This window comes from Gelidimonas denitrificans, from assembly GCF_055694065.1.
Genome location: NZ_CM146350.1, coordinates 1,512,895 through 1,526,700 on the forward strand (window position 1 = coordinate 1,512,895; position 13,806 = coordinate 1,526,700).

Annotated in this window: 12 protein-coding genes; all 12 read left to right on the forward strand. The window is 50.6% G+C overall.

From position 1 onward, the window contains the following. Positions 1-96 precede the first annotated feature (96 nt). The 12 genes from sdhC (at position 97) to FKCLFG_RS07070 (ending at position 13,788) form a co-directional block, all read left to right on the forward strand. Positions 97-519 carry a succinate dehydrogenase, cytochrome b556 subunit gene (gene sdhC / locus FKCLFG_RS07015; protein WP_472615497.1) on the forward strand — a complete coding sequence of 141 codons (423 nt, stop codon included), beginning with the start codon at positions 97-99 and terminating at the stop codon, positions 517-519. Further along, entirely contained in the window at positions 520-885 is a 366-nt protein-coding gene (sdhD, locus tag FKCLFG_RS07020) for a succinate dehydrogenase, hydrophobic membrane anchor protein (protein ID WP_472615498.1), read from the forward strand. A gap of 2 nt (positions 886-887) precedes the next feature. Further along, on the forward strand, positions 888-2,666 hold the full coding sequence (sdhA, locus tag FKCLFG_RS07025; protein ID WP_472615499.1) for a succinate dehydrogenase flavoprotein subunit: 1,779 nt from the start codon (positions 888-890) through the stop codon (positions 2,664-2,666). A 16-nt stretch (positions 2,667-2,682) separates the two neighbouring features. Continuing rightward, on the forward strand, positions 2,683-3,393 hold the full coding sequence (locus FKCLFG_RS07030; protein WP_472615500.1) for a succinate dehydrogenase iron-sulfur subunit: 711 nt from the start codon (positions 2,683-2,685) through the stop codon (positions 3,391-3,393). Positions 3,394-3,508: 115 nt separating this feature from the next. Next, complete coding sequence (locus FKCLFG_RS07035) at positions 3,509-3,778, forward strand: FAD assembly factor SdhE (RefSeq protein ID WP_472615501.1); 270 nt, start codon at positions 3,509-3,511, stop codon at positions 3,776-3,778. A gap of 59 nt (positions 3,779-3,837) precedes the next feature. Next, on the forward strand, positions 3,838-5,145 hold the full coding sequence (gene gltA, locus FKCLFG_RS07040; protein WP_472615502.1) for a citrate synthase: 1,308 nt from the start codon (positions 3,838-3,840) through the stop codon (positions 5,143-5,145). A 201-nt stretch (positions 5,146-5,346) separates the two neighbouring features. After that, positions 5,347-8,202: a 2-oxoglutarate dehydrogenase E1 component gene (locus FKCLFG_RS07045; RefSeq protein WP_472615503.1), complete on the forward strand. Its 2,856-nt coding sequence runs from the start codon at positions 5,347-5,349 to the stop codon at positions 8,200-8,202. Positions 8,203-8,261: 59 nt separating this feature from the next. After that, positions 8,262-9,524, forward strand: a complete 1,263-nt coding sequence (gene odhB, locus FKCLFG_RS07050) for a 2-oxoglutarate dehydrogenase complex dihydrolipoyllysine-residue succinyltransferase (protein WP_472615504.1) — start codon at positions 8,262-8,264, stop codon at positions 9,522-9,524. Between the two features lie 80 nt (positions 9,525-9,604). Further along, positions 9,605-11,032 (forward strand): dihydrolipoyl dehydrogenase, encoded by a 1,428-nt coding sequence (gene lpdA / locus FKCLFG_RS07055; RefSeq protein ID WP_472615505.1) that lies wholly within the window; start codon positions 9,605-9,607, stop codon positions 11,030-11,032. A 10-nt stretch (positions 11,033-11,042) separates the two neighbouring features. After that, positions 11,043-11,450, forward strand: a complete 408-nt coding sequence (locus FKCLFG_RS07060; RefSeq protein WP_472615506.1) for a hypothetical protein — start codon at positions 11,043-11,045, stop codon at positions 11,448-11,450. A 448-nt stretch (positions 11,451-11,898) separates the two neighbouring features. Next, positions 11,899-12,996, forward strand: coding sequence for a cell division protein ZapE (gene zapE / locus FKCLFG_RS07065; protein WP_472615810.1), 1,098 nt, complete (start codon positions 11,899-11,901; stop codon positions 12,994-12,996). Positions 12,997-13,128: 132 nt separating this feature from the next. Next, the gene (locus FKCLFG_RS07070; RefSeq protein WP_472615507.1) at positions 13,129-13,788 is read left to right on the forward strand and encodes a hypothetical protein; all 660 of its coding nucleotides are present in this window, start codon (positions 13,129-13,131) and stop codon (positions 13,786-13,788) included. Positions 13,789-13,806 lie beyond the last annotated feature (18 nt).

Genomic DNA, 13,806 nt, shown 5'->3' on the forward strand with positions numbered 1-13,806 from the left:
CTGTTTTACTCGCAGTGCACAATTTTTATTTGAGCACTGTGAAAAATAGGCGAAAATAGCAATATTATTTTAGTCAAATCAAGAGAGGACACCTTAATGTCAGAAGCCATAAATGGGGTTGTAAAAAAGGAGCGTCCGGAGTTCCGAAATATTCATTTGACGGACATCGCGCGTTACCGCATGCCTTTGGCAGCGCTAGTGTCTGTTTTGCACCGTATCAGTGGAGCTTTGATTTTTTTGCTGCTGCCTTTCATTTTATACCTATTAGAAAGCAGCCTCACTTCCGAAATTTCTTTTGATTACTTTAAAGGGTTTGCTTCAGGTTGGTTTGTGAAGTTGATCATACTTGCCCTGTCTTGGTCTTACTTGCATCATTTTTGTGCCGGTATCCGGCACCTCATAATGGATACCCATGTGGGTCTGGACAAAGATTCGGCGCGTAAGTCCGCGTTGAGTGTTTTGGCGGTTAGCCTGTTTCTGGCTGCGCTGGTTGCATTGAAACTATTTGGAGTGTTTTAAATGCCAAAAAATAATATTGGGCCGAAGCGTTTGGTTGTTGGTGCGCATTACGGCTGGAAAGACTGGTTAGCGCAGCGCGTAACGGCAATTGTCATGGTGATTTACACCATCTTGTTGCTAGTGAGTTTCTTGACGGCTAGCAGTTTTAGTTACGAAACCTGGGCTGGCCTGTTTGCAAATCAATGGTTCAAGATCGCTACTTTTGTAACCTTTCTCGCGCTTTTTTATCATGCATGGGTTGGTGTTCGTAACATCTGGATGGATTACATCAAATCGGTTTCAGTTCGGATTGCATTACAAGTTGCCACACTCCTGTGGCTGATTGGTTGTGCCGGTTGGTCGGCACAGATTCTCTGGAGAGTGTAATCGTGGCAGCAATTAAATCTGCAATTCCTGTTCGTCGCTTTGATGCGATTATTGTTGGCGCCGGTGGTTCTGGCATGCGTGCTTCGCTACAAATGGCTGAGGCTGGTCTGAATGTGGCAGTATTATCCAAAGTGTTTCCTACCCGTTCGCACACGGTTGCCGCACAAGGCGGGATCGGTGCGTCGCTAGGCAACATGGCTGAGGACAGTTGGTACTGGCACATGTTTGACACAGTCAAAGGTGGTGATTACCTGGGTGACCAGGATGCTATCGAGTTCATGTGCCGTGAAGCGCCAAAAGTTGTTTATGAGCTTGAGCATTTCGGGATGCCTTTTGACCGCAATCCGGATGGCACGATCTATCAGCGTCCGTTCGGTGGTCATACGGCTAATTTTGGTGAAAAAGCGATACAGCGCGCATGCGCAGCTGCGGATCGTACCGGCCATGCTCTGTTGCATACGTTGTACCAGCGCAATGTGCGCGCCAAGACGCATTTCTTTGTTGAATGGATGGCAATCGACTTGATCCGTGATGCTGACGGTGATGTATTGGGTGTCGTAGCACTGGAAATGGAAACTGGCGATGTAATGTTGCTGGAAGCCAAGACCACGGTTTTTGCAACTGGCGGCGCCGGTCGCATTTGGGCCTCGTCAACCAATGCTTATATTAATACGGGGGATGGCCTCGGAATGACGGCACGTGCCGGCCTACCTCTGGAAGATTTGGAATTCTGGCAATTCCATCCAACTGGCGTTGCCGGTGCCGGTGTGTTGATTACCGAAGGCGTGCGCGGAGAAGGCGGTATTTTGATTAATAGTGAGGGCGAGCGCTTCATGGAGCGTTATGCGCCCCAGTACAAAGATCTGGCACCACGTGATTTTGTTTCGCGTTCGATGGATCAGGAGATCAAAGAAGGCCGGGGCTGTGGCCCAAACAAAGATTATATTCACTTGGATCTTCGTCATATCGGTGCCGATACCATCATTAAACGGCTGCCTTCCATACTTGAAATTGGTCGTAAATTCGCCAACGTAGACGCAACCAAAGAGCCGATTCCAGTAGTGCCTACCGCGCATTATCAAATGGGCGGAATTCCGGTGAATATCCATGGCCAGGTGGTCGCACCCAAAGATGGTAATCCAAATGCCGTTGTCAATGGCATGTACGCGATTGGTGAATGCGCCTGCGTATCAGTGCATGGCGCCAACCGGCTTGGTACCAATTCTTTGCTCGATATAATTGTATTCGGTCGCGCCGCAGGCAATCATCTGGTGCAAAGCAATTTGAAGGATAAGCAGCATAAGCCGTTGCCGGCTGATGCCGCTGATTTGGCGCTGTCGCGTTTGGACAAGCTTGAAACCAGCACCGGTACAGAGCGGGTTCAGCATGTCGCGAATGATATTCGGACGACAATGCAACAATACTGTGGCGTATTCCGTACCGACGAGTTGCTGCAAAACGGTTACAAGAAAATAATGGAACTAGATGAGCGTCGTAAGCATGTGTCGTTCAAGGATAAGTCCAAGGTATTCAACACCGCACGCGTCGAAGCTCTGGAACTCGACAATCTAATCGAAACGGCGAAAGCGACCATTACATCTGCGGTCGCACGCAAGGAATCGCGTGGTGCACACGCACATCGCGAATACGAGAAGCGTGATGATGAGAATTGGTTGAAACACACGCTTTGGTTCTCGGAAGGCAATCGACTCGAATACAAGCCGGTAATCACCAAGCCGCTGACAGTTGAATCCTTTGTGCCTAAAGCTCGCACTTTCTAATAAGGTAAGAATGAATATGGCTCGCACTCTCAAATTTCAGATTTACCGCTACGATCCCGACAAGGATGCTAAACCTTACATGCAAGACTTGACGGTTGAATTGCAAGATACCGACAGGATGCTGCTGGATGCATTAGTTCGCATTAAAGCCGACGTAGACGATTCACTCGCTTTGCGCCGTTCCTGTCGTGAAGGCGTGTGCGGCTCCGATGCGATGAACATTAATGGAAAAAACGGCCTGGCTTGCACTACCAATTTGAATGAATTGAAAGAGCCGATCGTTTTGCGTCCTTTGCCAGGTTTGCCTGTCATCCGCGATTTGATCGTCGATATGACGCAATTTTTCAAGCAATACGATTCAATCAAGCCATTTTTAATTAACGATTCCATACCGCCTGAAAAAGAGCGTTTGCAGTCGCCGGATGAACGTGAAGAACTGGACGGCCTTTACGAGTGCATTTTGTGCGCATGTTGTTCCACTGCATGTCCTTCGTTCTGGTGGAATCCCGACAAGTTTGTTGGACCTGCTGGGTTGCTGCAGGCATATCGTTTCATTGCAGACACTCGTGATCAAGCTACAGCCGATCGTTTAGATAATCTGGAAGATCCATATCGACTGTTTCGTTGTCATTCGATTATGAATTGTGTGGATGTCTGTCCAAAAGGACTCAATCCAAACAAGGCTATCGGCAAGATCAAGGAAATGCTGGTTCGACGTGGCGTGTAAGTAGTACCGATATGCAATAACAACGGGTAGTGGTAAAAAACCACTTCCATCCATTTCGTGCGTTATCCAATTGAAGTCGCTTGTGATTTCATGCAACAAGTTAAATGGTATTTTTATGTCCATCACTCATCAGGCCGATCCAGCAAAGCGTGCCCGCCTACGGTGGCGATCCCGGCGCGGTTTATTAGAGAATGATTTGATTTTGACGCGTTTTCTTGATACGCAAGAGATAACTTTGACAGATGATGAGGTTGATGCGTTTACCCGATTGCTGGAACTTTCGGATAGTGCGTTAATGGATCTGATAATGGGACGCAATGAACCATCTGATGATCTGGATTTACCCAATGTTCATGGACTTTTGAAAAAAATACGCAGCGCTTGATTGACGCGTCGTTTCAGTTTTTTGACTAACGACTCACCCCTCATATTGAAGGAAGAGCTATGACTACTACTGTAAAAAGTAAAGCCACACTATCGTTTTCTGATGGCACACCCTCGCTGGAAATGCCAATTTACGGAGGAACGATTGGGCCAGATGTAATCGATATCCGTAAACTGTATGCCTCGACTGGGAAATTCACTTACGATCCAGGGTTTATGTCGACGGCGGCATGCAATTCCTCCATCACTTATATCGATGGTGACAAGGGTGAATTGCTTTATCGCGGCTACCCTATTGAGCAGTTGGCTGTGAATTGTGATTTCCTTGAAACATGCTATCTGTTGCTGAATAGCGAGTTACCTAACGCTACAGAGAAAGATAAATTTGTATCGCTCATAACCAACCATACGATGGTTCACGAGCAGATGCAATTCTTCTTCCGTGGTTTTCGGCGGGATGCGCATCCAATGTCAGTACTGGTTGGAACTGTTGGTGCCCTGTCGTCGTTCTATCATGATTCGCTGGACATCAATGATCCGCATCACCGCGAAGTCTCTGCAATTCGTTTGATCGCAAAATTGCCAACCCTAGTGGCAATGACGTACAAATATAACATTGGACAGCCATTCGTCTATCCGCGTAATGACTTGTCGTACAGCGCGAATTTCATGAACATGATGTTCGCTACACCCTGCGCGGATCACAAAGTCAATGAAGTTCTGGTGCGCGCGTTGGATCGTATTCTGATTCTGCATGCAGATCATGAACAGAATGCTTCCACTTCAACAGTGCGCCTGGCTGGCTCATCCGGCGCCAATCCATTCGCGTGTATTGCTGCCGGTATCGCATGCCTGTGGGGCCCTGCACATGGCGGTGCTAATGAAGCTGCACTGAACATGCTCGAAGAAATCGGTAGTGTTGATAACATTGGCGAGTTCATTAAGAAAGTCAAAGATAAAAATTCTGATGTGAAATTGATGGGCTTCGGCCACCGCGTGTATAAAAATTATGATCCGCGCGCAAAATTAATGCGTGAAACATGCTACGAAGTTCTGGAAGCCTTAGGATTGCAAAATGATCGTTTGTTCAAACTGGCGATGGCACTGGAAAAAATTGCACTGGAAGATGAATATTTTGTTTCCCGCAAACTTTACCCGAACGTCGATTTTTACTCAGGTATTGTGCAGCGCGCATTAGGCATTCCGGTTTCTTTGTTTACCGGGATTTTTGCACTTGCCCGCACCGTTGGATGGGTTGCTCAATGGAAAGAAATGATTTCTGATCCAGAGCAAAAGATTGGCCGTCCACGCCAATTATTTGTCGGCGCAACACGGCGTGATGTGCCGCCGATGAGCAGCCGAGGTTAAACTGAAAAAGCGAGCCAATCAGGCTCGCTTTTTGTTGTTGTGTTCAAGTATGAATGATATGCTTGAAAAGTTAAGTGCAACACCACGTAACGTCGTCCTTCCCCACAACTTGATGTGCAATCCGCTAATCGGTCAGGCCGTGTCGCGGAAGGTTAAATTAACCCGCTAATCTCGCGAAACGCGAAGAAAGGTGAGCAATATATGATGCAACAATTCAGTGACAACTCCTATCTGTTTGGAGGCAATGCCCCGTATGTGGAGGAATTATACGAGGCTTATCTTGATAACCCCAGTTCGGTGCCCGACAACTGGCGCGCTTATTTTGATGCAATGCAGCATGTTCCGGCGGTTGACGGATCTAATAAGCCAGATGTGGCCCATGCCTCTGTTATTGCGTCATTTGCCGAGCGTGCGAAGCAGGGCCCAATTCGGACGGTAAGCGCCTCAACTGATGCCGATATGGGTCGCAAGCGTGTGGCAGTCGTGCAATTGACAGCTGCATATCGTTATCTGGGCTCGCGGTGGGCCAATCTCGACCCGCTACAGCGACAAGAACGCCCGGGGATTCCAGAACTTGACCCGAATTTTTACGGATTTTCGGATGCAGATTTGGATATCGTATTCAATATTAGTAATACTTATTTTGGGGTTGAAACTGCTTCATTGCGCGACCTGATCAATTCCCTGCGCGATACTTATTGCCGTTCTATCGGCGCCGAGTTCATGTATATCAGCGATCCTGCCGAGAAACGCTGGATACAGCAAAAACTGGAGTCGATCCGCTCCACTCCGAATTTCACTGCGGAAAAGAAAAAACATATTCTGGATCGCCTGACAGCTGCCGAGGGTCTTGAGCGCTATCTGCACACCAAATATGTCGGACAAAAACGTTTTTCACTGGAAGGTGGCGAGAGTTTCATTGCGTCAATTGATGAAACGATTCAGCGCGCCGGCGAGCGTGGCGTACAGGAAATAGTAATAGGTATGGCGCACCGCGGACGCCTGAACGTATTGGTTAATACACTCGGTAAGATGCCGGGAGACCTGTTTGCCGAGTTTGAAGGCAAACACGCGGAGGACCTTCCTTCAGGCGACGTCAAGTATCACAATGGCTTTTCGTCCGACATCACGACCCCGGGCGGTCCAGTGCATCTCTCGCTGGCATTCAATCCTTCGCACCTTGAGATTGTCAATCCAGTGGTTGAGGGTTCGGTCAAGGCACGCATGGAGCGTCGTGGCGATAAAAATGGTGCACAGGTTCTACCTATTTTAGTGCATGGCGATGCGGCATTTGCTGGGCAAGGCGTTGTAATGGAAACGCTCAACCTGGCCCAAACCCGTGGTTACGGCACCGGTGGCACAGTGCATATTGTGATCAATAATCAGATTGGTTTCACGACTTCTGACCCGCGTGATTCACGCTCCACGCTGTACTGCTCCGATGTCGTCAAGATGATTGAAGCACCGGTGCTACATGTGAACGGGGATGATCCAGAGGCGGTGGTGCTGGCAACTCAGATTGCTCTTGATTATCGTCTTGAGTTCAAAAAAGATGTGGTCGTCGATATCCTCTGCTACCGTAAATTGGGCCATAACGAGCAAGATACTCCTGCGTTGACGCAACCCCTGATGTACAAGAAAATTGCTCAGCATCCCGGAACGCGCAAACTATATGCCGATAAACTGATTGCGCAAGGCTTGTTGCCCGCGGACGGCGGTGATGCAATGGTGATGGCATTTCGCGATGCAATGGATACCGGCCACCTTACGGTCGATCCCGTTCTCACCAACTTCAAGAGCAAGTACGCGGTTGACTGGATGCCTTTTCTTAACCGCAAATGGACCGATGCAGCCGATACTGCCGTGCCGCTCGCCGAACTGAAACGCCTTTCCGAGCGAATCACGGTTATTCCGGAAGGATTCAAGGCGCACTCCCTGGTTGAGAAAGTACTGAACGATCGTGCAGCGATGGGCCGGGGCGAACTCAATCTGGACTGGGGCATGGGCGAGCACCTCGCTTACGCATCCCTGGTGTCATCCGGGTATGCGATTCGCTTGACCGGACAGGATGTCGGACGCGGCACCTTCGTTCATCGTCACGCAGTATTGCATGACCAGAAACGCGAACGCTGGGATGTCGGCAGCTACATACCATTGGAAAATGTGACGGAAAATCAGGCGCCATTTACAGTGATTGATTCAGTTCTTTCTGAAGAAGCCGTTCTTGCATTTGAATACGGTTACTCAACTTCCGAGCCAAATACGCTCACCATCTGGGAAGCGCAGTTTGGCGACTTTGCCAATGGCGCACAAGTGGTGATCGATCAATTCATCAGTTCCGGCGAAGAGAAATGGGGCCGTGCCTGTGGTTTGGTCATGATGTTGCCGCATGGTTATGAAGGGCAAGGCGCGGAGCACTCGTCAGCACGCATTGAACGTTACCTGCAATTGTGCGCAGATAACAATATGCAAGTGGTGCAACCTACCACTTCGGCGCAGATTTTCCATCTGTTGCGCCGTCAGATGATCCGTCTGTTCCGCAAGCCTTTGATCATCATGACGCCGAAATCCTTGCTGCGTAACAAGGATGCGGGTTCGCCATTATCTGATTTGGCCAAAGGCCAATTCCAAACGGTGATTGGCGAAATGGATAATTCTATTGATGCGAAAAAGGTCAAACGCATTATTGCCTGCTCCGGCAAGGTGTATTACGACCTGATTAATTCCCGCAAGGAACGCGGACAGATGGATGTAGCTATCATCCGTGTGGAACAACTTTATCCTTTCCCACACAAGGCATTTGCGAATGAATTGAAAAAATTCCCGAACTTCAATGAGTTGGTATGGGCGCAGGATGAACCGCAAAATCAGGGGGCATGGTTCCAGATCGAGCACAATATTTTTGAAAACCTGGGAGATGGGCAGAAGCTTGCCTACGCTGGCCGCCCTGCGAGCGCAGCGCCTGCAGTTGGCTATTATGACAAGCACTATGCCCAGCAAAAAGCACTGCTGGATACCGCTTTTTCAAAACTTAAAGGTTTTGTGCTAACAAAATAATGAGATGGTGGCGGGCAGAATTGCCCGCGCCACTTGAACAACTAAAAACGGAGAATTACATGGCAATTATTGAAGTTAAAGTTCCGCAACTGTCCGAATCCGTCGCAGAAGCGACCTTGCTGCAATGGCACAAAAAAGAGGGCGAAACAGTTGGCCGTGATGAAAATTTGATTGATGTGGAAACTGATAAAGTAGTCTTGGAATTGCCAGCGCCAGCAGCCGGCGTGATCACGCAAATTATCAAAGGCGATGGCACCACGGTTGTTGCTGGCGAAATCATCGCAATCATCGATACTGAAGCAGTGGCTAAAATGAGTCCAGTGGAAGTGTCAGCTGCTCCGGTAGTCGTTTCAGCAGAAACTGTGGCGCAGGCAGCGGCACCCGTGTCCGCTCCAGCGGCAGGTATTGCCATGCCGGCCGCCGCAAAAATGCTGGCCGATAACAATATGACTACTGCCCAAGTCGCCGGCAGTGGTAAGGATGGCCGCGTTATCAAAGGTGATGTCATCAACGCTCTGGAAGCGAAACCTGCTGCAGTTGCGAATGTTGCACCGCTGGCAGTAGCTACTGCCAAACCTGCTTTACAGAAGGTAATCTCACCGGTTGCGCTGAACTTGGGCGATCGTGCTGAAGAGCGGGTTCCAATGAGCCGCCTGCGGGCCCGTATCGCTGAACGTTTGCTGCAATCCCAGCAGACCAATGCGATTCTGACCACGTTCAATGAAGTCAATATGCAGCCGGTGATGGATTTGCGCACCAAATACAAGGATAAATTCGAAAAAGAACACGGCGTCAAGCTCGGTTTCATGTCGTTCTTCGTCAAGGCTGCTGTAGCTGCGCTAAAAAAGTATCCAATCATCAATGCCTCCATTGACGGCAACGATGTCGTCTACCACGGCTATTTCGACATCGGTATTGCAGTGGGTTCGCCGCGTGGTCTGGTAGTGCCGATTCTGCGCAATGTCGATCAAATGTCGATTGCAGATATTGAGAAAAAAATTGTCGAATTCGGCCAGAAAGCCAAAGAAGGCAAATTGACACTGGATGACCTGACTGGCGGTACTTTCACTATTTCGAACGGCGGCACTTTCGGTTCGATGCTGTCGACCCCAATCATCAATCCGCCGCAAGCGGCTATTCTTGGCGTGCATGCTACCAAGGATCGCGCAGTAGTGGAAAACGGCCAGATCGTGATTCGCCCGATGAACTATCTTGCGATGTCTTACGATCACCGCCTCATTGATGGCCGCGAGGCTGTATTGGGCTTGGTAGCGATGAAAGATGCACTGGAAGATCCTGCACGTTTGTTGCTGGATATCTAATCGTACTTGGCGAAAAGACACAATGCCTGCAAAGAACTCCTTTGTGCGCTTGTGTTTTTTTGCATTAAATGGATTTGATTATGTCGAAAAATTTTGATGTTGTTGTTATTGGCGGCGGCCCCGGCGGCTATATTGCAGCGATCCGCGCTGCGCAACTGGGTTTTACGGTGGCATGCATTGATGATTGGAAAAATGCCAAAGGTGGTCCCGCACCCGGTGGAACTTGCACCAATGTCGGTTGCATCCCGTCGAAAGCGCTATTGCAATCGTCCGAACATTATGAACATGCAGGGCATGCATTTGCCGAACACGGTATTGAAGTCAAAGGTTTGAGTTTCAATGTCGGCCAAATGCTGGCGCGCAAGGATGGCATTGTCAAACAAAATAACGATGGCATTCTTTACTTGCTCAAAAAGAACAAGGTTACGTTTTTCCACGGTCATGGCTCTTTTGTTAAAAATGATGCCAGCAGCATCACGCTCAAAGTTGCGGGTGCCAATGAAGAAACATTGACCGCCAAGCATGTCATTATTGCCACCGGATCGAATGCACGCGCATTGCCAGGAGCGGCTTTTGATGAAAAACGGATTCTTTCCAATACCGGCGCTCTGGCAATCGAGGCAACGCCGAAAAAACTTGGTGTCATCGGTGCTGGCGTAATTGGTTTGGAAATGGGCAGCGTCTGGCGTCGTCTGGGTGCTGAAGTGACTGTGCTGGAAGCTCTGCCAACCTTCCTGGGTGCGGTGGATCAACAGATCGCCAAAGAAGCGCACAAATTGTTTGCCAAGCAAGGCTTGACGGTTCATCTGGGCGTGAAAATCGGTGCCATCACAGTTGGCAAGAAGGACGTATCTGTTGCTTACACGGACGACAAGGGCAATGCGCAACAGGCCGTTTTCGACAAGTTGATTATCTCGATCGGCCGTCTGCCGAACACCAACGGCTTGAATGCCGAGTCGGTCGGTTTGCAACTTGACGAGCGCGGCTTCGTCGCGGTGGATGCCGACTGCAAGACCAACTTGCCCAATGTATGGGCGGTCGGCGACGTGGTGCGCGGACCGATGCTGGCGCACAAGGCAGAAGAAGAGGGCGTCGCTGTCGCTGAACGCATTGCCGGCCAACATGGTCATGTCAACTTCAATACGATTCCCTGGGTAATTTATACGTCTCCCGAGATCGCCTGGGTTGGCAAGACCGAGCAGCAACTGAAGGCCGAAGGCATCGCTTATAAAGCGGGTACTTTCCCATTCCTGGCCAACGGCCGTGCTCGTGCGTTGGGCGATACTGCGGGCATGGTCAAGTTCCTGGCCGATGCCAAGTCCGACGAAATCCTCGGCGTGCATATCATCGGCCCGATGGCTTCCGAATTGATCGCCGAGGCAGTGGTGGCGATGGAATTCCGCGCCTCTGCGGAAGATATTGCCCGCATCTGCCATGCCCATCCTTCCCTGTCGGAAGCGACTAAAGAAGCGGCGCTGGCAGTGGATAAGCGCGCACTTAATTTTTAAGGAGACTGTCATGCGTCATCTGACCCTGTTATTGCCTATTGTGCTCGCTGCGTGTGCAACAGCCGGGCCGGGTGACGGCACTATTTTGATTGAGACGGCGGTGCAAGGCCGTTTATTGACGGGCGTCGCTTGCACCGTTGCAAGCAATGCCGGCAGCTGGAAAATAATCACGCCGGCCAAGCTAAATCCTGGTCGCGCCTATGGCGACTTGCATGTGTTATGCAGCCAGCCGGGTTACCGCACCGTAGAAGTGGTGTACCAGGCGATGGGGGTTGGGGCCAGCGGCTCCAGCGTCGGCGTTGGTTTGGGTGGTGGTGGCGGCAATGTCGGTTTTGGGGTCGGCTTGAGCTTTCCAGTCGGTTCGGGTGGCGGCGCGATATATCCAGTGCGCATCACGGTCGAGATGAAACCGCTGTAATCTCTCCAGATTGCATTTGAGCCGAACTGCTTCCGTATCTTGATTGCATTCAATTTAATGGGAGTATATTAATAAATACTGCTTTTCCTGCATGTGTTCATTATTTTTATTAAAAATACCTGTTGCAGTATATTTTTTGATGTGCAGAAGTGATCCACGAGTGCGCCTAAACGGCTTACTGCGTCAAGAAAATTTGGACGGGGCTGCACCCACCCCGCCCAAATTCAGAATCGCCCTGAAGGGCGAGGTTTTGACCGGTAGTGCCTTTGATAAAACACCTGAAATTGAATGTGGCAAAATCGCCGTACCGCATCAATATCAAATACCACCAGCTTTTTCGTCATATCAGGGCCGCGCTGACTGGCGTTGGTCGGCTGGCCTATGGCTAGCTTAGTAAATCACAACACGCCTGATCCTAAGGCGCTCGTATGGAAGTATGCGAATGCGAATGAATGTCCAGCAGTATTACGACCATGCGCTGTCTGCGCGCGGCTTCACATCGGATGAGGCCCAGCGCCGCGCCGTAGTGCGTCTGCAGCAGAGCTTTGACGAATGGGTTGCGTTCAAGTCGCAGCGTTCCAGCAAGTTCAAGCGCTTGATCAATCGGCCTCTGATGCCGCGCGGGCTATATATGTGGGGCGGCGTCGGACGTGGCAAATCGTTCTTGATGGATAGCTTTTATTCGGTGGTACCGCTGGTGCGCAAGACGCGGGTGCATTTTCATGAATTCATGCGCGACGTGCATCGTCAGCTGGATGAATTTAAGGGCGTGGCCAACCCGCTGGACGAAGTGGCGCTCCGCATTGCCAAAAAATATCGACTGATCTGTTTCGACGAGTTTCATGTATCCGATATCGCCGATGCCATGATTCTGTACAACCTGATGCGGGCGCTGTTTGCGAATGGCGTATCGTTCGTCATGACCTCCAACTACGCGCCGGATACGCTCTACCCGGACGGTCTGCATCGCGATCGGATGTTGCCTACTATCGCCTTGATCAAGCACAACATGGACGTGATGAATGTTGACACCGGTCTGGATTACCGCAAGCGCGCGATGGAACAGGTAGCGTCCTACCATACCCCGCTGGGCGCTGAGGCCGATCACGCGCTGCGCGAGGCCTATGCCGGCATCGCCGATATCGCCGACGAAGACCCATGCATTCGTATCGAAACGCGCGAGATCAAAGCCTTGCGTCGCGCCGGCGGCGTAGCGTGGTTTGATTTTGCAACCTTGTGCGGCGGGCCGCGTTCGCAAAACGACTATCTGGAGATTTCCAGCCGTTTTCACACTATCATTCTGTCTGGCATACCGTGTCTTTCGGCCTCTATGTCGTCGGAGGCGCGGCGCTTTACCTGGCTCATCGACGTGTTTTACGACAACAAAATAAAGCTGATCATGTCAGCCGAAGTCGAACCTGAAGAACTTTATACGGAAGGCATACTGGCCAATGAATTTCACCGCACCGTGTCCCGCATCATCGAGATGCAATCGCGCGAGTATATGCAGTCCGAGCGACGCGATACTTTGGCAGGGCTGGTGTAATTCGCCATGAATTGTCTTTTAAACATATATCGTATGCTGCCTATCCACAAAAGCAGGCTTCTTTTACGAGGGTTGGCAGGTGGTCTGCTGGCCCTGTTTTTCCACTACGCTGTTGCGCAGGATGCTGGCGCGATGCTGTCTACACGATACCCGCCCGATTCAATTGCGACAGTCGAGGCGGCTGAGGCTGCGCAGGAACAAGCGGCCAACGAAAACGCCCGCATCGAACTGCAATATGGACAGGATGAGCAGGCCTGCGGTGGAATGTTTTTTGTCAGCGCCTGCCGGGACAAGGCGCAAGAACGCCGCCGCGCTGCCCTGGAACCGGTGCGCTTGGTGCAGATTGAAGCGGAAACGGTAATACGGCGTATGAGGGTTGCCGACAGGGATCGAGCATTGATCGACAGGCGCCGAGAAAAAGCGGTGGAAGCGGTCCAGATCGAGAAAAATGCTCTGCAAAAAGCACAAGAAATTGCACAAAAACAGGCGCGTAATACAGAAAAAGAAAGACAGCAGGTGCAAAACGAACAACTTCATGCGCAAGATGCCGCGCAGCGCAGCGCCGACCATCAGGCCCGGCAGACACGCATGCAGACGGAGGTTGCAGCCGATGCGCAAAAACGCGCGGCCAATGTTGCTGCTTACGACAAAAAAATCAGGGAGGCGCAAGCGCATCAGCGCGACCTCGCCGCCAGGAAGGCCGAAAAAGATCGCAATCGTAAAGTTCAACCACTAGCGGTGCCGCCCGCCGTGGCTGCAGAAAGCTTGCCGCCACCGCTAGATTCGCATTAGCAATACCCAAACCGGGGT

Bases quoted from the DNA above. Each gene is read 5' to 3' on its own strand.
- sdhC (WP_472615497.1), top strand. From the start codon at position 97: ATGTCAGAAGCCATAAATGGGGTTGTAAAAAAGGAGCGTCCGGAGTTC.
- sdhD (WP_472615498.1), top strand. From the start codon at position 520: ATGCCAAAAAATAATATTGGGCCGAAGCGTTTGGTTGTTGGTGCGCAT.
- FKCLFG_RS07030 (WP_472615500.1), top strand. From the start codon at position 2,683: ATGGCTCGCACTCTCAAATTTCAGATTTACCGCTACGATCCCGACAAG.
- FKCLFG_RS07035 (WP_472615501.1), top strand. From the start codon at position 3,509: ATGTCCATCACTCATCAGGCCGATCCAGCAAAGCGTGCCCGCCTACGG.
- gltA (WP_472615502.1), top strand. From the start codon at position 3,838: ATGACTACTACTGTAAAAAGTAAAGCCACACTATCGTTTTCTGATGGC.
- FKCLFG_RS07045 (WP_472615503.1), top strand. From the start codon at position 5,347: ATGATGCAACAATTCAGTGACAACTCCTATCTGTTTGGAGGCAATGCC.
- odhB (WP_472615504.1), top strand. From the start codon at position 8,262: ATGGCAATTATTGAAGTTAAAGTTCCGCAACTGTCCGAATCCGTCGCA.
- lpdA (WP_472615505.1), top strand. From the start codon at position 9,605: ATGTCGAAAAATTTTGATGTTGTTGTTATTGGCGGCGGCCCCGGCGGC.
- FKCLFG_RS07060 (WP_472615506.1), top strand. From the start codon at position 11,043: ATGCGTCATCTGACCCTGTTATTGCCTATTGTGCTCGCTGCGTGTGCA.
- zapE (WP_472615810.1), top strand. From the start codon at position 11,899: ATGAATGTCCAGCAGTATTACGACCATGCGCTGTCTGCGCGCGGCTTC.
- FKCLFG_RS07070 (WP_472615507.1), top strand. From the start codon at position 13,129: ATGCTGTCTACACGATACCCGCCCGATTCAATTGCGACAGTCGAGGCG.